This is a genomic window from Oculatella sp. LEGE 06141 (assembly GCF_015207605.1).
In the GTDB taxonomy this organism is placed as follows: domain Bacteria; phylum Cyanobacteriota; class Cyanobacteriia; order Elainellales; family Elainellaceae; genus Oculatella.
This window is the reverse complement of record NZ_JADEWO010000003.1, coordinates 1-18,720: the sequence shown is the minus strand read 5'-3', so window position 1 is coordinate 18,720 and position 18,720 is coordinate 1. Positions and strand designations below refer to the sequence as shown.

General features: G+C 50.6%; 20 protein-coding genes. 10 read left to right on the top strand and 10 right to left on the bottom strand.

Annotated features, from left to right (window positions below; genetic code table 11):
* Positions 1-11: 11 nt before the first annotated feature.
* The gene (locus IQ268_RS03065) at positions 12-1,364 is read right to left on the bottom strand and encodes a lipopolysaccharide assembly protein LapB (RefSeq protein ID WP_228035046.1); all 1,353 of its coding nucleotides are present in this window, start codon (positions 1,362-1,364) and stop codon (positions 12-14) included.
* A gap of 157 nt (positions 1,365-1,521) precedes the next feature.
* On the opposite strand from IQ268_RS03065, the gene IQ268_RS03060 reads away from it, so the two are divergent.
* The 5 genes from IQ268_RS03060 to IQ268_RS03040 all read left to right on the top strand — a co-directional run bounded on the left by IQ268_RS03060 (position 1,522) and on the right by IQ268_RS03040 (position 6,526).
* Complete coding sequence (locus tag IQ268_RS03060; RefSeq protein WP_193875457.1) at positions 1,522-1,683, top strand: hypothetical protein; 162 nt, start codon at positions 1,522-1,524, stop codon at positions 1,681-1,683.
* 54 nt (positions 1,684-1,737) lie between these two features.
* Entirely contained in the window at positions 1,738-3,021 is a 1,284-nt protein-coding gene (gene purD, locus IQ268_RS03055; RefSeq protein WP_193875455.1) for a phosphoribosylamine--glycine ligase, read from the top strand.
* A gap of 290 nt (positions 3,022-3,311) precedes the next feature.
* The gene (gene nblS / locus IQ268_RS03050) at positions 3,312-5,300 is read left to right on the top strand and encodes a two-component system sensor histidine kinase NblS (RefSeq protein WP_228035045.1); all 1,989 of its coding nucleotides are present in this window, start codon (positions 3,312-3,314) and stop codon (positions 5,298-5,300) included.
* Positions 5,301-5,456: 156 nt separating this feature from the next.
* Positions 5,457-6,350: an SPFH domain-containing protein gene (locus tag IQ268_RS03045; RefSeq protein WP_193875451.1), complete on the top strand. Its 894-nt coding sequence runs from the start codon at positions 5,457-5,459 to the stop codon at positions 6,348-6,350.
* Positions 6,347-6,526 carry a hypothetical protein gene (locus IQ268_RS03040; protein ID WP_193875449.1) on the top strand — a complete coding sequence of 60 codons (180 nt, stop codon included), beginning with the start codon at positions 6,347-6,349 and terminating at the stop codon, positions 6,524-6,526. Before IQ268_RS03045 ends, IQ268_RS03040 begins: the two co-directional genes overlap by 4 nt.
* Positions 6,527-6,667: 141 nt before the next feature.
* On the opposite strand, the gene IQ268_RS03035 is transcribed toward IQ268_RS03040, so the two are convergent.
* From IQ268_RS03035 to IQ268_RS03025, 3 genes are all read right to left on the bottom strand, one after another.
* On the bottom strand, positions 6,668-7,675 hold the full coding sequence (locus IQ268_RS03035) for a lysozyme (protein WP_193875447.1): 1,008 nt from the start codon (positions 7,673-7,675) through the stop codon (positions 6,668-6,670).
* Positions 7,676-7,791: 116 nt separating this feature from the next.
* Entirely contained in the window at positions 7,792-8,151 is a 360-nt protein-coding gene (locus IQ268_RS03030; protein ID WP_193875445.1) for a zinc ribbon domain-containing protein, read from the bottom strand.
* Positions 8,152-8,277: 126 nt separating this feature from the next.
* The gene (locus IQ268_RS03025; protein WP_193875443.1) at positions 8,278-8,586 is read right to left on the bottom strand and encodes a TIGR03792 family protein; all 309 of its coding nucleotides are present in this window, start codon (positions 8,584-8,586) and stop codon (positions 8,278-8,280) included.
* A gap of 157 nt (positions 8,587-8,743) precedes the next feature.
* Here IQ268_RS03025 and IQ268_RS03020 point away from each other — a divergent pair, with 157 nt between their 5' ends.
* Both IQ268_RS03020 and IQ268_RS03015 read left to right on the top strand, forming a co-directional pair.
* Entirely contained in the window at positions 8,744-9,067 is a 324-nt protein-coding gene (locus tag IQ268_RS03020) for a phasin family protein (RefSeq protein ID WP_193875441.1), read from the top strand.
* A gap of 141 nt (positions 9,068-9,208) precedes the next feature.
* The gene (locus IQ268_RS03015; RefSeq protein WP_193875440.1) at positions 9,209-9,739 is read left to right on the top strand and encodes an FKBP-type peptidyl-prolyl cis-trans isomerase; all 531 of its coding nucleotides are present in this window, start codon (positions 9,209-9,211) and stop codon (positions 9,737-9,739) included.
* Here IQ268_RS03015 and IQ268_RS03010 read toward each other — a convergent pair.
* Positions 9,736-10,533: a fatty acid desaturase gene (locus IQ268_RS03010; protein WP_193875438.1), complete on the bottom strand. Its 798-nt coding sequence runs from the start codon at positions 10,531-10,533 to the stop codon at positions 9,736-9,738. The genes IQ268_RS03015 and IQ268_RS03010 overlap by 4 nt on opposite strands.
* Positions 10,534-10,621: 88 nt before the next feature.
* Positions 10,622-11,026 carry an NIL domain-containing protein gene (locus tag IQ268_RS03005; RefSeq protein WP_193875832.1) on the bottom strand — a complete coding sequence of 135 codons (405 nt, stop codon included), beginning with the start codon at positions 11,024-11,026 and terminating at the stop codon, positions 10,622-10,624.
* Positions 11,027-11,281: 255 nt separating this feature from the next.
* On the opposite strand from IQ268_RS03005, the gene IQ268_RS03000 reads away from it, so the two are divergent.
* The gene (locus IQ268_RS03000) at positions 11,282-11,881 is read left to right on the top strand and encodes a thioredoxin family protein (RefSeq protein ID WP_193875436.1); all 600 of its coding nucleotides are present in this window, start codon (positions 11,282-11,284) and stop codon (positions 11,879-11,881) included.
* Positions 11,882-11,892: 11 nt separating this feature from the next.
* Here IQ268_RS03000 and IQ268_RS02995 read toward each other — a convergent pair whose 3' ends face one another.
* The 3 genes from IQ268_RS02995 to IQ268_RS02985 are packed head-to-tail and all read right to left on the bottom strand — an operon-like array spanning position 11,893 to position 14,822.
* The gene (locus tag IQ268_RS02995) at positions 11,893-12,723 is read right to left on the bottom strand and encodes a SirB1 family protein (protein WP_193875434.1); all 831 of its coding nucleotides are present in this window, start codon (positions 12,721-12,723) and stop codon (positions 11,893-11,895) included.
* Between the two features lie 9 nt (positions 12,724-12,732).
* Complete coding sequence (locus IQ268_RS02990; protein ID WP_193875433.1) at positions 12,733-13,269, bottom strand: cyclic nucleotide-binding domain-containing protein; 537 nt, start codon at positions 13,267-13,269, stop codon at positions 12,733-12,735.
* Positions 13,266-14,822: an FAD-binding oxidoreductase gene (locus tag IQ268_RS02985; RefSeq protein ID WP_193875431.1), complete on the bottom strand. Its 1,557-nt coding sequence runs from the start codon at positions 14,820-14,822 to the stop codon at positions 13,266-13,268. The genes IQ268_RS02990 and IQ268_RS02985 overlap by 4 nt, the downstream gene beginning before the upstream one ends.
* Positions 14,823-14,981: 159 nt before the next feature.
* Between IQ268_RS02985 and yidD the strand changes: the two genes are divergently transcribed.
* Together yidD and IQ268_RS02975 are read left to right on the top strand one after the other, a co-directional pair.
* Entirely contained in the window at positions 14,982-15,227 is a 246-nt protein-coding gene (gene yidD / locus IQ268_RS02980; RefSeq protein ID WP_193875429.1) for a membrane protein insertion efficiency factor YidD, read from the top strand.
* Between the two features lie 196 nt (positions 15,228-15,423).
* Positions 15,424-18,015 carry a M1 family metallopeptidase gene (locus IQ268_RS02975; RefSeq protein WP_193875427.1) on the top strand — a complete coding sequence of 864 codons (2,592 nt, stop codon included), beginning with the start codon at positions 15,424-15,426 and terminating at the stop codon, positions 18,013-18,015.
* 60 nt (positions 18,016-18,075) lie between these two features.
* Here the strand turns inward: IQ268_RS02975 and IQ268_RS02970 are convergent, their stop codons facing one another.
* A complete protein-coding gene (locus tag IQ268_RS02970; protein ID WP_193875424.1) occupies positions 18,076-18,489 on the bottom strand; it encodes a single-stranded DNA-binding protein in 414 nt (137 codons plus the stop codon).
* Positions 18,490-18,720 lie beyond the last annotated feature (231 nt).

Here is an 18,720-nt window from a genome sequence, read left to right as displayed (position 1 = left end):
AGCCGAACGACTTATTGAGGTTGCGGTTCGCTCAACGGTGGTTCGACAGGCGGCAGATCTGGCGGTTGTGGTTCAGTTGATGACTCTGCTGGCTGATTGAGCTGGTCTATTTGAGTCGTGAAATAACTGATTTTGTAGTTGAGCTGTTGAGCCAGTTCTAATCCTCGTTGGAAGGCGGCTAGCGCTTGCGGTTGCTGCCCTCTATCTCGATAAATTTGACCCATTTGATCGTAGGCATTCATCGTTCCCAACGTGTTGTAGGATTGCTGCTCCACATCTAACAGCAGTTGGTATACGGTCAGCGCATCGTCTAGTCGATCGATCGATCGATACAGAGTTGCTAGCCGCTGTAAGGCATCACTCGCATAGCCATATTGCTGAACAGAGCGAGCCACCGCAAACGCTTCTTGATAACTAGAGGCGGCTCCATTCAGCCGTTGCAGTTCTGTGTAAGCATCGCCCATCGCCAGCTTCAACGGAGGAATTTGCAGATAGTCTTGCTGCTGTTCGTAAAGGGTAACAAGCTGTTGTTGAATTGCGATCGCCTGCTCAGGCTGATTGCCTTCTTGATAAATACTGGCCAGTTGCTTCAATGCTTCAATCTCGTTTGCACGATTTTGCCTTGCCTGAGCCGAAGCCAACAGTTGCTGATAGGTTTCTCCTGCCCTGGCATAGTCAAACCAGGCCAGGTGTAGCTCACCTAGCGCCGTCAAAATTTGCTGCTCGCGATCGCCTTCTTGCTGCTGCCGCGCCTGCACCAAGATCTGCTCGTACAGCGTTACAGCCGGGTCGCGCGCCCGCAGTTGCTGATAAGACTGGGCAATGGTCAACAGCAAATCATAATTGAGCGGCTGTTGCGCCTGAAGCTCTTGCTCGATCTCCTGCAAGCGCTGGGTAATGATTCGCACTTCGGTCGTTTGGTTCTCGCGCCAAGCCACTTCTCCGACCCGGCTTAGCGTCGTCACTTCCTCCTGCACGCCTAAAACCCGACGCAGCCGCAGTTCCCGGTTCCAAATTTCAAATGCGCCTGCGGGATCGGCAGCCCGTAACCTGGCTTCGGCCTGACGATTCAATTCATCTAATGCGGTAGCCAGCACTCGACGCTCTTGTGGGCTAAGGGGTCGATCGACCAACAGCCGAGGCAGCAGCGGATCATCCTCAGAGGTGATCTCCAGAGGATTGGGGGGAAATGTATCGGGGTCTTCCTCTGCGCCCGCAATTGGAGCTAAGATTGGTGAAATCAGGAGGGCGATCGCTAAAACAGTTCCCCCAACATGAGCAATTTTGCAATGTTGAAGAATCTTGCAATGTTGAAATAAGTGCATCTGGTTAAACAGCTTAGGCTGAGCGACGCGCAACGACATATATCTAAAACTTAATATCTCGGATAAGGTGTGCTGAGCGTTAGAATTTCAAAGGCTCCAACCTAGTGTACTCACTCTACTGGCTACCCTGGCAAATCCCTGGATATTGAAACCCAACGTCACAGTTGGCGATCGCCTTTAGCCCGAAGAGGCACCAGTGACAAACCGCAGTCATGCCGTCACTAGTCACTTTTTTGCAGTCACTTTAAAAGTCAAGCCCTGCCATACTGAAGCCTTGCAAAATCTTGAAAACTTGCTCATTGAAGAATACAGAAGGTTTACCGAAGTCAGTTTTGATGATTTCGGTGATATGACATAATGAGATGCATTTTTGTGAACCGTCTAGAGTGTTATCGGCAAGGGTGGGCATAGCGTGAAAGTTTTGATCGTTGGTAGTGGGGGACGCGAGCATGCCCTCGCCTGGAAGCTATTACAATCAGCCCGGGTTCAGGAAGTAATTTGCGTTCCTGGCAACGGCGGCACATCCAGATTGAGCCGTTGTCGAAACCTCGCTCTGGGCGTGAACGACTTTGAGGGAATTGCTCGCTTTGCCCTTGTCAATAACGTTGGGATAATCGTCGTTGGGCCAGAAGGCCCCCTGGCGGCTGGCATTACAGACTACATGCGCCAGCAGGAGTTGACCGTATTTGGGCCAACCCTGGCAGGTGCCCAGATAGAAGCCAGCAAGTCGTGGGCAAAGTCGCTGATGCAGCAGGCCGGAATCCCAACGGCAAAGGCAGCGGCGTTTGACGAAGCAGAGGCAGCGATCGCCTATGTGGTTGAGCAGGGCGCTCCTATTGTCGTTAAAGCAGACGGATTGGCGGCTGGCAAAGGGGTGACGGTTGCCGAAACCGTTGAAGAAGCCAAAGCAGCCATTGAGGCGGCGTTTAACGGAGAATTTGGAGCCGCAGGAAAGCGAGTAGTCATCGAAGAACGGCTCGTGGGGCAAGAAGCATCGGTCTTAGCCGTAACGGACGGCCTGACCATTCGCCCATTGATTCCAGCTCAAGACCATAAGCGCATTGGCGAACACGACACAGGAGCAAACACGGGCGGGATGGGAGCCTATGCCCCTACTCCCGTTGTCAATGACGGCTTAATGGATCGGATTCAGCGAGAAGTGCTTGAACCTACCATTGCAGCACTCCACCAGCAAGGAATCGACTATCGAGGAGTGCTGTATGCTGGCTTGATTATCACACCAGACGGCGTTCCTAAAGTCATTGAGTTTAACTGCCGCTTTGGCGATCCGGAAACTCAAGCGATTCTACCGCTGCTGGAAACCCCTTTGGATACGGTAATGATGGCTTGCGCTCAGCAAAAACTGTCTCAGTTGCCGCCGCTAGTTTGGAAATCGGGCGTAGCCACCTGTGTTGTAGTTGCAGCAGAAGGGTACCCTGGTAAACATCAAAAAGGACATCCCATTTCGGGAATTCAAACCGCTGAAGAAACGGGTGCGATCGTCTTTCATGCGGGTACCAAATTGAAACACCAGCAACTGGTCACCGATGGAGGACGCGTTTTGGGGGTCACTGCTGTTGCAGAGACATTTGAAGAGGCGATCGCCCGAGCCTATGCCGCTGTCGATCATCTCCAGTTTGAAGGCTTATACGTTCGTCGCGATATCGGCCACCATGTGCTGAAGTTAAGCCACTAACCGCAGGTCTTTGCGATCTGGCAAACGATCTGGCAACCCTGGAATGCAGCCTTCAACATTAACCTGCTTCCATCTCCCCTTGAATAAGCTTCTAGCTCAGGAGCGCTACCCTCAACGGTTGTCCTGAAACGTCTTTCTGGCTTAAGCAGGTTACCATGTAACAATAAAATCTAAGGTTGTAGTTGTTCCTCGGCGCGGTCAATTGCCTTAGCCTGGAAGATTACATCTCGATTGTTGCGCGCGCGCTTAAGATATCCACTTTGATAGCTTTATTGAATCGACTCAGAGAAATGATTGCTCGGTGGTGGTCAGAGTTCACACTCCAGACGCGCTTGATGGCCGCTGCAACCCTGGTCGTATCGCTAATCATGAGCGGGCTGACCTTTTGGGCAGTCAATACGATTCAGCAAGATGCTCGCCTGAATGACACCCGGTTTGGTCGTGACCTGGGTCTGCTGCTTGCAGCAAATGTCGCACCGCTGGTCGCTGAGAATAATCGAACCGAACTGGCTCGGTTTTCGCATCGGTTCTATAGCAGCACCACCAGCATTCGCTACATGCTGTACGCCGATGAGGACGGCAACATCTTTTTTGGTATTCCATTTTCTGAGTCGGAGGTGCAAAATTCGCTCACCATCCGGCGGCGGATGCAGCTTCCAGATAATTACGCTGAGAACGTCGAAGAGCCGATGGTGCGGCAGCACTTGACACCCGATGGCGAAGTGACCGATGTGTTTGTGCCGCTGCTGCACGAAGGCAGGCACATGGGGGTAATGGCGATCGGCATTAACCCAAATCCAACGGTTGTCACCTCGTCTCATCTCACCCGTGATGTCACGATCGCCGTTTTCGTCTCGATCTGGGTGATGGTTATTTTAGGAGCCGTATTCAATGCTCTGACCATTACACAGCCCATCAAAGAGTTGCTGGTGGGGGTTAAAAACATTGCGGCTGGCAACTTCAAACAGCGTATTGATCTACCGTTCGGCGGTGAACTGGGAGAACTCATCCTCAACTTCAACGAAATGGCAGAGCGCCTGGAGCGCTACGAAGAGCAAAACATTGAAGAACTGACCGCCGAAAAAGCAAAATTAGAAACGCTGGTGTCTACTATTGCCGATGGAGCCGTCTTGCTAGACACCAACATGAACGTGATCCTGGTCAACCCAACCGCCCAGCGAATTTTTGGGTGGGATAGCAGCAGTGAGATTGTGGGCAGAAGCGTTATCCAGCATCTCCCAGAATCGGTCAAGGCAATGCTCACACGCCCTCTGCGTCAAATTGCCGCTGGAGACGTGCCCGAGGAAATGTTACGAGAACGGGAGGGCGCTGAATTTCGAATTACCATTCCCGAACCCACCAGCCGCACCGTTCGAATTTTGCTAACGACCGTACTGGATCAATCCCGTGAGAACGTTAAGGGCATTGCAATCACGGTGCAGGATATTACACGCGAAGCTGAGCTAAACGAAGCCAAGAGCCAGTTTATTAGCAACGTCTCCCATGAGCTGCGAACACCGCTGTTTAACATTAAATCCTTCATTGAAACGCTGCACGAATATGGAGAAAGCCTCAGTGAGGGGGAACGGCGCGAATTTTTGGAAACCGCGAATCGAGAAACCGATCGCCTCACCCGCTTAGTCAACGATGTTCTTGATCTGTCACGGTTGGAATCAAACAAGCGCTATCTGTTTGAAGCCGTTGATTTGATTCAACCCACCGAGCAAACGCTACGAACTCATCAGTTGAATGCGAAAGATAAGGGCATTGAACTGATGCAAGACATTGAGCCTGACCTGCCCCCCGTCTTAGGAAACTACGATTTGCTGCTGCAAGTCTTTTCCAACCTGGTCGGTAATGCGCTGAAATTTACGCAACCCGGCGGCAAAGTTGCGATTCGCGCCTATCGTCTCCAGGATAACTCTCACCACCAGTCCGCCACTCCACAGGTGCGAATCGAGGTTTCAGACACGGGTATTGGAATTGATCCCGAAGATCAAAAAGCAATTTTTGAGCGTTTCTTCCGAGTAGAAAATCGGGTTCACACGCTGGAAGGAACGGGCTTGGGGCTTTCTATCGTTCGCAACATCATTGAGAAGCACCACAGCCTGGTTAGACTGGTCAGCGAAGTGGGAGTAGGCACAACCTTTTGGTTTGACTTGGCCGTTTTTCAGGAAGAGAAAGCGCCCGTTTCTGCCAGCTTCTCTATGGAAAACCCAATGGGAGCCGAACAAGGAGGAGGGAACTCCTTGTTGCTCAGATCCAGTTCCGACCCTTAGAGAACCTCTTAAAAGAGCTTTCCGCAAGTGCTAAGCCGCCAATTCTGAGGGTCTTTGAACGGAAAACGGTTCGGAAGTCCTCCAACTCCTGATGTTGTCAAAGTGATATCACTTTGCTAGCTTGGCAATGTCATTTCGCGAAGCTGGACTGCAAGGATGAACCACATTCGTGAGACAAAGGCTTGGACGATCAATGGGCTAGTTGTGGCGGCGATCGCCACCGTCCTTTTGGCAATCGGTGTCTTGCTGGTGGTGCGTTCCACTTCGATTGCAAACAATGAGCTACTGAATCCGACCGTATTTGCGATCGGCAGCACACTACTGCTGCTTACGGGGTTATTGATGCTGGGCTTTTTCGTGGTTCAGCCCAACCAGGCAGAAGTTTTGATTCTGTTTGGTCGCTACATAGGTAGTGTTCGAGAGCCAGGGCTGTACTGGACCCTTCCTCTGGTAGTGCAGCGACAGAGGATTTCGCTACGAGTGCGTAACTTCAACAGCGAACAGTTGAAAGTGAATGATGCCCAGGGTAGCCCAATCGAGATTGCCGCCGTTGTTGTTTGGCGCGTGGTAGATTCTGCTAAAGCAATCTTTGACGTGGAAACCTTCAGAGAATTCGTAGCCATTCAGAGCGAAACAGCACTCCGTGCCATTGCCAGTCGTTATCCCTACGACAATTATGAGTTGGAAGCTCAATCGCTTCGCGGGAATCCAGATGATGTCGCAGATGCCCTCAAGCACGAAACCCAGGCTCGACTAGAAGTCGCTGGGGTGCAAGTCATTGATGCCCGCATTACCCATTTAGCTTACGCACCAGAAATTGCTCAAGCTATGCTGCGCCGTCAGCAAGCGGTTGCTGTCATTGCAGCGAAGGAACGGATCGTCGAGGGTGCAATGGGCATGGTGGAAATGGCACTGACGCGTTTGAGCGAACAGCGAGTGGTTGAATTAGACGAAGAACGCAAGGCGGCAATGGTCAACAATTTACTGGTTGCCCTGGTTTCGGAGAATGCAACTCAACCCGTTATCAACACAGGTACATTGTATACGTGAGCGAGAAAAAGAAGTTTTTGCTCCGGATTGATCAGGAGCTATATACCGTGTTGAAGCAGTGGGCAGACGATGATCTGAGAAGCATCAATGCTCAAATTGAGTATCTTCCGAAGCAATCGGCTCAACAGTCTGGCCACTGGAAAAAGAAATCTCATCACGGCTCAGATGACGCTTGAGAGGAAAGCGGCATCAGGGTTGAGGTTGAGGGTTGAGGTTGTAAGTCTCGATCAGGAAAGTCAGTTTACCAGTCGTTGGAGCGGGAAACAAGGCTGACAGTCTACCGTTCAGCCGTCTCTATGCCTACGATGCTGTTGGAGTTACCGTTGCAAAAACAAACGCTGTTCTGCCACTCGACGGCGAGTCAATCCGGGCAGTACGCGACCGCCACCGCGATTCCATTTCAATAGTTCCTGTGCGGCGGCCTGATAGTTTTTTTGGTTGATCAACTTCAGCAGTGTCGATTGCTGAAGTGCGCCAATGCCGACATTGAATGCAAAGCTTACCAGGGCACTAAACTGGTTGTCTGTAAGGGGAACCTTGACTAAAGTATCAACCGCTTTCTCAAACCGCACCAGGTCTCGCCTCAAGAGTGTTTCCGCTTGAGCCGGAGTAAGGCGATCGCCCATTTTAACGCCTGCGGTTGAACCATAGCCAATTGTGGGCACACCCGCAGGGCAAATATAAGCCGTCAGACGCAAGCCCTCGAAGCTTTTGATCAAATCTAATCCAGCCTGGTTGATTTGACGAGTGCCTGTCCCAGAACCGGATGACGCTGGCTGTGCTGGCTTGGGAGGGTCTATTCCTTCAATCAGGCAGTGATCTTTGTAAACGTACCAAACGCTAGAGTTGCCTAAAACGGGGCCTTCAAAACAGACCTTAACATGCCCCTTTAAATCCTCTCCCGGCACGGTGTAGGCATAGGAGTGAATGTAAATCCGGCAGGGGTTTTTCGCAATCTTGTCGGTCACATCTAGCGCTTCTGCGGCAACAGGACGGCGCTTGAGCAGAGTTGGCTTTGTAATCCGCAAGACCAACGGCTTCTCCGCAGGGCGTGCTGCCTGGGTCGTGTTGGCATCTTCGATCTGGCAGTGGTCTTTGTAGACATACCAAACGCTTGACCCCTTGTATGGCCCGCTCAACGACACTTTGTAGTGATTTTGTAGGTTTTCGCCTGGAACGCTATACGCATAGGAGTGCAGCGGAATCCGACAAGGCCCCTTGGCTACTTTTTCGTCAGCCCCCAGACTATCTGCCGCAGCAACCCGACGCTTCAAAAACGTAGGCTTAGTAATCCTGAGGACAAGGGGAGTACTAGTCGATACCATAACCGTGTTGAGATGCAAAGTAATTTAAGTAGACCAAGTCTTCTCCCGTTAGGCACAAAGACTTCGCAAAACTTCAACAAAAGGCACGCTGCGTGCGGCACCTACCGAGAAGGAACCTAACGGCTAAACAGGACGAGCAGGAAACTGATAAGCAGCAACCCTGCCAGCCCAAGCAACAGGCCATTCCGGTTAACCCATAGCCTTACGGAACCGCCAAAGCCGGGGGTATAAGTGGGCTGCGCCAGAGTTGGCCGCATTTTGTTGCGGTAAAGCGTACATTCCCTGGCATATGGGCGTTGCGGAAATGTGCAGGTGTCGTCCTCATGGTAAGTGCAGCTTTCGCACAAATATCCCTCGCCCGTTTCCCGATGAATTGTAATGCCAGGATGACCGTACGCCTTTAGCGTAGCGTTGCAGTAGGGACACGCGATCGCCTGTTTATCGACAGGCTGGCGACAACGAGGACAATCAAGCATCAGCCTTGGTAGAGAGACAGCAGTTCTATTTTGTATGCTAGCCCAGACCCACGTTCCTCCTGCAAAGGGGTTGACAGAAACCGAGAACAAAGGAAGCTAACACAGCAAGTTGGCATCTTACAGAGATTATTGAGGAAACTTACGCACTTGATATTCAGCAGACGCGACAAGCTGATGGTTACCAGAGCCGATCGCTTCATTAAATTGGCGATTGACCTCCTGTAACGCGGCTTCGGGAATCGACTTCCACGCCTCGCGCGTTGCCCAACGAATCACAATAATTAGCTCAGCTACGTTATCAGGGTTGATCCAGATCTCTTTGCCCAAAAAACCGGGATAGCGGGAGAGAAACGCAGTCCAGATCTCTGTATCCTTCTGAATATAGTGTTCTCGTAACGGGGGGACGACGTTGATTTGCAACCACTCAATTACCATTTAGTTATTCCTGCTACATCTAAACGATTGTTTTCTGCTTACAGCATGCCAAATTTGCCAGAATAGGTACTGTAGGCTGGAAGCAATCCGGAACAGAATATCAAGCTCTATTGCCTTGGGCTAACTCTCTTGAAAGGCAAACTAATAGGAATACAGCATGGATAGCAACAATCTGCTTAAGCAGTTACTCATGATTGGAATTGGCACCACCTCGCTGGTTGCCGAGCGGTTGCGCCAGGTTAGCGATCAGTGGGTGCGAGACGGCAAACTTGACCCTGAACAGGCTAGCGGTTTTGTAGACGATTTGATGCAACAGCTCAAGACCGAGCAAAGCAGTTTTGAGGTGCAAATGCAGCGGCAGTTGCGGAACGTGCTTCAAGACCTTGGGGTGCCTCGCCAAAACGAAATGGATGAGTTGCGGGGGCGGCTCGATCGGCTTGAGCGCCAGGTGCGCGATTTAGAAAACAAACTGTGGCGTTAGTCGGCAGCAGGGTTAAATTCAGGGTCTGGCGGCTCTGCTGGTGGTCATAGACTGATGGAACGGATAGGGCTAAACTGAAAAACGGTCTGCGACTGCTATTCGCTAAACGCAGGTGTATGTAAGCAATCAGGAGGATTGACGGTGAAAGAAATTCTCATCAGCTTGGGCGTTATGGTGGCTTGTTGCCTCTTCTTGGTGGTTGCTCAATTCACCAATCGTGGAGATGCGATCGCCGCCAATTTGACGACCACAGAAACGCCTGCCGTGGCGATCGAAGACATCAGCCCTCTACCCCAAACCATTATGGCTCAACTACCCGATTCGACAGAAGATAACGTGGTTACCACTGAATCTGGTTTGCAGTATGTAGACATCGAAGAAGGCAGCGGTGCCACCCCTCAAGCAGGGCAGACGGTGTATGTACACTACACAGGCACTCTGGAAGATGGAACTAAGTTTGACAGCTCACGCGATCGCAACCAACCCTTTTCCTTTCAACTAGGAGCAGGTCGAGTGATCCAGGGGTGGGATGAAGGCATTAGCACCATGAAAGTTGGTGGGCGGCGGCAGCTCATTATTCCGCCTAACCTGGGGTACGGTTCTCGCAATGTGGGACCCATTCCAGCAAACTCAACGCTGCTGTTTGATGTAGAACTGCTCAGAATCAGCTAGCGATCGCGGACAGACGGTAAGGCATACCACGGGAGCTGCGGGTATTCATGATGCTCCCAGTGGTAGCCAAAGTGATAACAGGTTACAAATGACCACAAGGCCGAGCAGGAAAGGCTTTGGGCATGGTGAGGGTTGTCGTAACCCTGTTCAGGCTGGCGATGCGGCAAGTAGGTGCCGAAATAAAATAGCTGAACCGAACTCAAAACAATGGGCAGCACCCAGAGCAGCATAAGATTGATGAACGGTGCGTTGAGAACCAGATGGAGGGCAAAAAACAGGCTGCCCATGCCCACCATCAAAATTAGATTTTGGCTGCGGTCGAGATAACGGCTCATAAAGGTGAGATACCAGGCAATTGGGTGACGGTGCGTTTTGCCATGAAAGTCTGGGTCACCTTCTCTGCCCGGCTGACGATGATGGCTCCAGTGCTTTTCCAGGCTGCGATCGTACCGCAGAAACGCATAGAGGCTAATAGCAAATCGGCCAATGGCATGGTTGAGTTTCCGATTGTGGGAACAAACCGTGCCGTGCATCGCATCATGGGCGACAATAAACAGTCCAGTATGTAAAAAGGTGCGAACCAAAATAGCCGGGAGCAGCCATCCACCGAGGTCTGAAAGTGCGATCGGTGCCAGCGCAACCAGGCTACCTCCCCACAGCAATAGAATGGTGGCTGCAACAATCGTTCCGGTATTAGCTTGAAGGAATTGTTGCCCCTGGCTAATCGCGTTCAACCAGCCAGTAGAGTTGAGCTTCAGGTAAGGCTTATGAACGAAGCCCGTTTGACCATTCATTCTTCAAAATTCTCTGCATTTCGTTACGTTTTTTAAACGTAGCGCATTCGAGAAAGCCAAAATGCCATCCGCGAGTTAGATCCACAGGTTAGAGATTGATAGAAATAGCTTGCACAGGACAGGTGGGAATACACTGCTCGCAAACCACACAGCGCGATCGCGTAAAGTTGAGTCGAAAGGTTTGGGGGTCAAGATTTAGCGCTTCTGTGGGGCATACCCCTGTACACAACCCGCAGTGAACACAGGTCTCCTCGTCGATCACTATTTCTCGACTCGCGGTGGAAATGCCAATATCTTGCGATCGCAACCAGTCTATTGCCGCATCCAGTTGATCAATATCTCCCGATAGCTCAACCACCAGGGTGCCAATTTGATTAGGCGCAACCTGTGCCCGAATGATGTTTGCCGCAACGTTAAAGTCCTTTGCCAATCGATAGGTAACGGGCATGTGAACCGCACGTTTTGGAAAGGTAAGTGTGGCTCGCTTCTTCACAACATAGTCCCTTGAACGAGTTCCGTTAGACTGAAAATTAAGAGCGTCGTGGCGCATTCCACTGGCTCTTAGAGAATGGCTTGAAAGTGTCGATTGTCACAAACCGTCGCCGTTTCTGGCTTGCCGCTAAGTCCTCAACCTTGAGGGATTTGGAGGGCGGATGCAGCCCATTTGATACGTTTAAAACAATCTCTTAACCACCTGCTTGATCAATTCTGGCAAATATTCACACGAAGTAGATATCCTCAAGCCCCTATGACAGTTAATCCCAACTCGGCTCCAACCCCCAATCCCCAGCCTGACTTTAACCTGGCCGCACGCATCAGAAATTTGGTGATTGTACTGGTGGCGATCGCCCTCAGCACGGCGGTCTTCTTTGGGTTGCGTACCGAAACCAACTCCGTGTCGCTATCCGCTATGGCCGAGGCCGCAACGCCAATGGAACTGGCGCTGACTAACCACAAACCAACGTTGTTAGAGTTCTATGCCAACTGGTGTACAACCTGTCAGGCAATGGCAGAGGATTTGGATACCCTGAAGCAAGAGTATGGCGATCGCGTTAATTTTGTCATGCTAAACGTAGACAACAACAAATGGCTGCCGGAATTATTGCATTATCGAGTGGATGGCATCCCTCATTTTGTTTATTTAGATGAACAGGGTGAAGCGATCGCCAGCGCCATTGGAGAACAGCCAAAATCAGTGATGGCCGCCAATTTAGACGCGCTAGCCACCGGGCAGTCTCTTCCATATCTGCAAACCGCACGCGGCAAAATCTCTGAAGTTGAGCCATCTACCCTACCCAAAACGGGCTCAGACGATCCTCGCAGTCATGGCAGCCAGGTGGTTCAGTAGCCTCACCAACTTCAATCGCTGTTTTCCTGGCTCATTTGCTCTAGCAGTTGCAAAATCACAGGAGTATCCTGAGCCGTTGGCATATCCATTAAATAAGCTTCTAAATCGGTGGTAGCTTCTGTCCACCGACCGAGATGATAGTAGAGTAAGCCGCGATCGCGCCGTTCGAAGGCCGCATCAGGAAACAGCAACAAAATGCGTTCGATCGCCGCCAGCGCTTTCTCAATTTCCTCTCGGTTAAGGTAAATCATCTTAAGATTGGACAGCATCCGCGCCAGGAATTGCTCTGCGGTTACCGCTTCCACAAACTCCGGCTGAATTTCGATCGGTCTACCATACAGTTGGCTGAGTCGCTCCTGGCAGTCCTCCAAAAACAACACCTCCCCCTGATGGAACGGATCAACAAATACTTCCATTTGGCCAACGGTCGGGCGAATCAAAAAATGACTGGGCATACCAATGCCGACCATAGGAAAGTTAACCCGGCGAGCAATCTCCAAATACACCAGCGATAAGGTGATGGGAATACCAGTGCGCCGATCGAGTACCTGATTCAAATAGCTGTTTCGCGGGTCATAATAGTCGGCCTGGTTGCCGCTAAAGCCCAAATCGTCATACAGGTAGCGATTGATGGTTTGAATGACCCGCAGGGGGTACTGCTCCTGCGGCAACCGTTCCTCTACCTCGGCTGCCATTGTTTCTAAGGTGCTGAGATAGTTTTCTGGCTCAAGGTTCGGATACTCTTCCTGGGCTAGATACAGTGCAGCCCTGGCCAAATCGATTTCGCCTTCAGGCTGACGCACTTCTTGATAAAACCGCTGTCTTGCTAGTGAGAACTCCATAGGTCAGCATTAAGACGCTTCTTTGAGGCGAGTTAGCAACCAATCCAGACGAATTTGCGCCAGTTCTAAACTCTTTAATGTATCTGGATTAATGTCGTTGTCATTTTCTGAGTCTGGCTGGTCTTTGTTGTAGCCCAATCGACTTACGGTTCCCCGCAACCGATCCGACAGGAAAGCCGCGATCGCATGATAAAAGTGCGCCGCAAACGCCACATCTTGCCCCAGTTTCCGGGTCAACTGCGATCGCGGAATCGCCCAAACTATAGAATCTTCAGCCGCCTTTACCGTAGCAGACGGCAGGCGAGTATCAATCAGCGACATTTCCCCTACCACCTCGCCCTGGTGCAGTTGGGCAATTTCTTCACCGCCAAAGGCTTCTACCAGTACAGCCAACGATCCGTTTAGCACAATGTACAACGCATCTGTCGGTATCCCTTCATAGATCAAGGTAGTACCAGCAGCAATGTCTCGTTTGGTACCAGCAGTTAACAGCCACTCAAAGTCGCGATCGCTGAACTCAGCCAGCATGTACAGCGCTTTCTTCATCGTTGCATGTCCTCATAATCGCCACCTGATCCGTACTGCAAGGCTTCAAGCCAGCGATCGATATAGTATTGTTGAGCCAATGGCATCTCCTTGAACCAGGGACGGACTGCACTGGCAAGGGGATACAATCCAGCATAGATCCCCAAATTGACATAGTGAATCACCCATTCAAGCAATGTCATTAGCCCCACATGCGGCAGAATTTTTAGCACCAACAGGGGATGGTAAATGGATGTTCGCAGCAAGGTTTGGCACAGTGCCGGAAACTGCACCACATCTTGTAGAAATGGCCTTAGCACCGGATCGCCCAACTGTTCCATTTGTTGAAACACGCTTGAAAGCAGTTGGTTAATTTGGTTGGGGGCAATTTCTTGCTCCACGCCAACGCTCATCGCTCGTTGAAACAGCCAGGTCACAGTCAAATTAGGTTGGTAAGGCTGAAGCATGGCTAAATGCTGGCGGCTGAGCAGATCAGCCTCCAGCGCCGCATGAACCCCCTGAGTCAACCGTTTAAGATGACGGATCATGGCACCAAACCCGCCAAAGCTCAGCGGCGACTGGTTGCCACTGCTATCACCCACTGGCAAAGTTCGATTCCATTGAGATTGCAAAGGGCTTTGCCGATAACAGGGAAAAAAGCCAAATAGTGCCCGTTTAACCTGTAACTGCGCTATTTCTGCTCCCTGGTAGGCAGGCAGTAGCCGCCAATACTCGTCAAACAAATGTTCTAAACTGGGGCGATCGGGATGGGCATCCAGGTATGTGAACAGGTAAGTCGTTCTACCATCACGTGCCGGAAATGCTTCCCAAAAATACTGGCAGTGATTTTGGGTTGGCGTAAACGAGGCAAACAAATCCCCTGTTTTGTTCTCAGGAAATCCAGTGGCACAGGTTCCTACCACCATACAAACAGCATCGGGTTGACGGTTTTGACGAGCTTGGCGCGAAATTGGAGAAAAGTGCCCCATGGCATCTATCAGCAACCGAGTCTTCAACCCATCTCCAGCCGCAACGTTAACACCGTCACCATGCACAACAGCCCCTTCAAAGGCAGTGTGTTCTAACAACTGACCGCCTGCTGCCAAAAACCTTGCTTTCAGCGTATCCAGCAAGAAGACGGGATCTACACCCACATTCAGAACATCCTCAACCCACAGCTCAACGCCTTGATGAAAGCTAATCCGGCCAGGGTTGTACTCTGTGGCGATCGCCTGTTCCAGTTCAGCCTCGCTCAGCAGGTTCAACTCAACCAACACCTGGAGTTCGTTGCGAGAAATATTCCATTCCTGCTCCCGCCCCCGCAATTGCCCGCGCTCAACCAGGGCAACGCGCCAACCGGCCTGTGCCAAGGCAGCACCCACCATAATGCCTAATGTGCCGCCGCAAATGACGACATCCCAATCCACCGTCCCCAGCAGTTCCTGACTTTCTTTAATCACCGTTGGGTGGGGTAATGTATCCTCGCAGTAGGCTCGCCAGAGGCGATCGGCTTGCCGAAGTCCAGATAAGACATCTCCCGGTAAAGCAGACAGGATATGTTCTGTTTGAGTCATAGCGGTGATAGATGGAGGGGTTTACTTCCAATCCTAATGAGAAATGGCTTCAGACTTCCCCCTATCTCAGCCAGTAGCCTGTTCCTTCTGGCTCAACCCAGACCTGCCCCAACACTGGTGAGCAGCCACACGGCGAAAGAGATGCCATAAAATGAAGCTATGAAGATGCTCGTCGTCACCTTAATTCGGGGGTATCGGCTTCTCATTTCACCGCTCTACCCCCCGGTTTGTCGCTTTCAACCCACCTGTTCTCAATATGCAATTGAAGCGATCGCCCGTCACGGAGTGTGGCGCGGCAGTGGGTTGGCAATGCGGCGCATTTCACGCTGTCATCCATTTCATCCCGGCGGCTATGATCCGGTTCCGCCCGCTGAAAGCCACTCCCATCCCGACTCTATTGAGTAATTAGCTTCTCATAATGAGATTAAATTGATTTTTACTTAACAGCTAAAAAACGTAGACAGCAACGGTTATCTTAGGGCAGAATGCAGGATCAATAGACATTCACTGGCTTTGGGCGGTTAACCTGTAAGAGGTATTTGCTTCAAAATCATTTTTCCTGACCTCACAAAATTCATTAGCGTTCTTAGCACTCCTCCTAATGCTGCATTTTTCCTTTGATACCGACAACAACGGACGTAAATCCTTTGAACTTCCAGGTGCAAAACCTCACTACAATCCCGATCGCCCTGGCCAAGTTGAGCACCTGTTTCTAGATTTAGAATTAGACATTCCCAATCAGCGGTATCAAGGCACCTGTAGCATTCGTCTTAATCCAGTTCAAAGCGGTATCGATCGCCTCACGCTTGATGCAGTTCATCTCAACATCATCTCTGTCACCGTTGGAAATACGGCTCAAGACTTTGATCATGACGGTGAACAGTTGCAGATCAAGCTACAAGCAGCAACGGAGGCAGGAAAGCCAATCACAGTGGCGATCGCCTACAGTGTGGATCACCCCCAACGAGGGCTTTACTTCATCACACCCAACCCGCACTATCCCAATAAACCAACCCAGGTCTGGACTCAGGGAGAAGATGAAGACTCGCGCTTCTGGTTCCCATGCTTCGATTACCCAGGCCAACTGGCAACGTCTGAAATTCGAGTACGCGTTTCCCAACCATTTGTGGCAATCTCTAACGGAGAGCTGGTTAGCACAGAAGAAGATGGCAACGACAAAATTTACCACTGGGTTCAAAAGCAAGTCCATCCAACCTACTTAATGACCTTAGCGGTTGGCGACTTCGCCGAGATCCGTGACGAATGGCAAGGCCGGCCAGTAACCTATTACGTCGAGAAGGGACGCGAAGCCGATGCCCGCCGCACGATGGGCAAAACGCCCCGGATGATTGAATTCTTTAGTCAGACCTTTGGCTACCCCTATCCCTATCCCAAATATGCTCAGGTCTGCGTAGATGATTTTATCTTCGGCGGCATGGAAAACACATCAACCACGCTGCTGACCGATCGCTGCTTACTAGATGAACGAGCCGCATTAGACAATCGCAACGCTGAAAGCTTAGTGGCTCACGAATTGGCGCACCAATGGTTCGGAGATTTGGTGGTCATCAAACACTGGTCTCATGCCTGGTTGAAAGAAGGCATGGCATCCTACTCTGAAGTGCTATGGACTGACTACGAGTATGGTGCCGATGAAGCGGCCTACTATCTTCTCAACGAAGCCCGAAGTTACCTCGATGAAGACAGCTCACGCTATCGCCGCCCCATTGTGACTCATATTTATCGAGAAGCGATCGAACTGTACGATCGTCATCTCTATGAGAAGGGAGCTTGCGTCTATCACATGATTCGGGCAGCGTTAAGCGACCAACTCTTTGCCAAAGCTATTCACACGTTCGTTCAAGACAATGCTCATCAAACAGTAGAAACAGTTGACTTGTTAAGGGCGATCGACAAAGCTACCGGGCGTAATTTGCAATTTTTGTTCGATCAATATGTTTTTCGAGGCGGACATCCCGATTACACGGTTGCCTATGCTTGGGACGGGGACAGCAACCTCGCCAAAATCACTATCACCCAAACCCAGGCAAAAGAAGGGGATAGAAGTAGCAACAGCGGTTTGTTTGACTTGAAGATACCAATTGGTTTTGGCTACGTCGAAACCAATCAGTTCAAGGAGTTAAAAACGTTTACCGTTCGTATTCATGAGCGTGAGCAAAGCTTCTATTTCCCACTACCAAAGCCTCAGTTCATCAGCTTCGATGTCGGCAATCACACTCTTAAAACCGTCACATTGGAGTATCCGCTTGCTGAACTCAAGTCCCAAGTGCAGTTCGATCCTGATCCAATTTCTCGAATCTACGCAGTTGAAGCGCTGGCCAAAAAGGGCGGTTTAGAGGCAGTAACCGTGTTGTCTCACGCTTTAGAAAACGAAGCCTTTTGGGGAGTCCGAGCAGAAATAGCCAGTCAACTGGCTTCTGTCAAGCTAGACCAGGCGTTTGAAGGATTGGTTAAAGGGTTAAAAGACCTGAATTCAAGGGTACGCCGCAGCACGGTTGAGGCTCTAGCCAAGTTCAAAACCAATGAAAGCTACAACGCTATTGAATCAATCGCCCAGAATGGGGACGTTAGCTACTATGTTGAAGCGGCCAGCGTCCGAGCCATCGGCACTATAGCCGCAGGGCTTTCAAACAACACTGCAACAGAAGGCGAGGCATTGAACTTGCTGCAATCGGCTTTGGAGAACCGAGCAGGTTGGAACGAAACCGTAAGAAGTGGAGCGATTGCCGGCCTAAGCCAGATGAAAACGTCTGAAGTCGCTCTTGATCTCGTTCTCAAATACACTACTTCGGGGGTTCCACAAGCGCTACGACTTTCTGCTATTCGTGCCTTGGGGGCTATTTCAACCGGACAAAGCAACATTAACGTAGAACGTATTCTCAATCGGTTGGAGGAGTTGTCCAACGAAACCTTCTTCCTCACTCAAGTAGCGGTTGTCGTGGCACTGGGTCAAATGGAAACACCAAGTGCGATCGCCATCCTGCAATCTCTTGCCGACCAAACTCCAGACGGTCGAGTTCGTCGCATTGCCGAAGAAGCAATCCAGCGGGTTCAAAAAGCCATAGGCTCAGACAAAGCCGTCAAAAAATTGCAAGAAGAAGTAGATCAACTGAAGAAGGATAACCAGGAACTGAGGAGTCGATTGGAGAGCTTGGAAGCTAGAGCAAAATAAGAAAAGGGCGATCGATCCATCAAATTTTGAGCGGCTAACGGCGATCGCTCCTACAAGTCGTTAAAACTCCACTGCAATCAGTTGAGGGGAGTCTTCAATAGAACTGCCTTCTGCCTGGTTCTCTTCATCCTCAGTACTCTTCACTCGATCTAGGTCAATATCCAGCACAGTCATTTCTAGACCTGCCTTTGGCATATTTCCGTTGCTTGAGATGAAAGGATTTGGTTCAACGCTGCCTGTGCAAATAATTAGAGACCCTTTTCTGAGGTATGGAAGCTTACGCCAAGCATAAGACTTTTCCCAAATACTAAGCCTTACAGTAAACGAGTCATCGCGGCTACGCTGTTTTCGAACATACAACGTCGCCTCAGCAACTTGTGCAGTTTCGCCGCTACGTAACTCAACCGTTTTCACCTGAGCATCAGCCGCTAAATTGCCACTGACGATCCACTTGTTCAAACCTGCACTTGACATAAATGCCCCATCCTTGATGATTCATCAAAACAACGTTCGTTGAATTCAAGAATTCCCTGAAACGCTAAACGATTAACTAAACACCCACAAATCACCTTAACGAGTCTACCCATGAAACAAAACAGAGCCTCCTGAAGTGTAGGAAGGCTCTGTTCTGTTTTGTAATACAAACCTGGCACCGAGCTATTTTTGCAGAGGGCTACCCCTCAACTATCTTCGCCGCAACAGCAT

Coding starts and splice junctions, on each gene's coding strand:
- IQ268_RS02985 (WP_193875431.1), bottom strand. CDS start 14,822: ATGACTCAAACAGAACATATCCTGTCTGCTTTACCGGGAGATGTCTTA.
- yidD (WP_193875429.1), top strand. CDS start 14,982: ATGAAGATGCTCGTCGTCACCTTAATTCGGGGGTATCGGCTTCTCATT.
- nblS (WP_228035045.1), top strand. CDS start 3,312: ATGATTGCTCGGTGGTGGTCAGAGTTCACACTCCAGACGCGCTTGATG.
- IQ268_RS03020 (WP_193875441.1), top strand. CDS start 8,744: ATGGATAGCAACAATCTGCTTAAGCAGTTACTCATGATTGGAATTGGC.
- IQ268_RS02970 (WP_193875424.1), bottom strand. CDS start 18,489: ATGTCAAGTGCAGGTTTGAACAAGTGGATCGTCAGTGGCAATTTAGCG.
- IQ268_RS02995 (WP_193875434.1), bottom strand. CDS start 12,723: ATGGAGTTCTCACTAGCAAGACAGCGGTTTTATCAAGAAGTGCGTCAG.
- IQ268_RS03030 (WP_193875445.1), bottom strand. CDS start 8,151: ATGCTTGATTGTCCTCGTTGTCGCCAGCCTGTCGATAAACAGGCGATC.
- IQ268_RS03035 (WP_193875447.1), bottom strand. CDS start 7,675: ATGGTATCGACTAGTACTCCCCTTGTCCTCAGGATTACTAAGCCTACG.
- IQ268_RS02990 (WP_193875433.1), bottom strand. CDS start 13,269: ATGAAGAAAGCGCTGTACATGCTGGCTGAGTTCAGCGATCGCGACTTT.
- IQ268_RS02975 (WP_193875427.1), top strand. CDS start 15,424: ATGCTGCATTTTTCCTTTGATACCGACAACAACGGACGTAAATCCTTT.
- IQ268_RS03045 (WP_193875451.1), top strand. CDS start 5,457: ATGAACCACATTCGTGAGACAAAGGCTTGGACGATCAATGGGCTAGTT.
- IQ268_RS03065 (WP_228035046.1), bottom strand. CDS start 1,364: ATGTCGTTGCGCGTCGCTCAGCCTAAGCTGTTTAACCAGATGCACTTA.
- IQ268_RS03025 (WP_193875443.1), bottom strand. CDS start 8,586: ATGGTAATTGAGTGGTTGCAAATCAACGTCGTCCCCCCGTTACGAGAA.
- IQ268_RS03010 (WP_193875438.1), bottom strand. CDS start 10,533: ATGAATGGTCAAACGGGCTTCGTTCATAAGCCTTACCTGAAGCTCAAC.
- IQ268_RS03000 (WP_193875436.1), top strand. CDS start 11,282: ATGACAGTTAATCCCAACTCGGCTCCAACCCCCAATCCCCAGCCTGAC.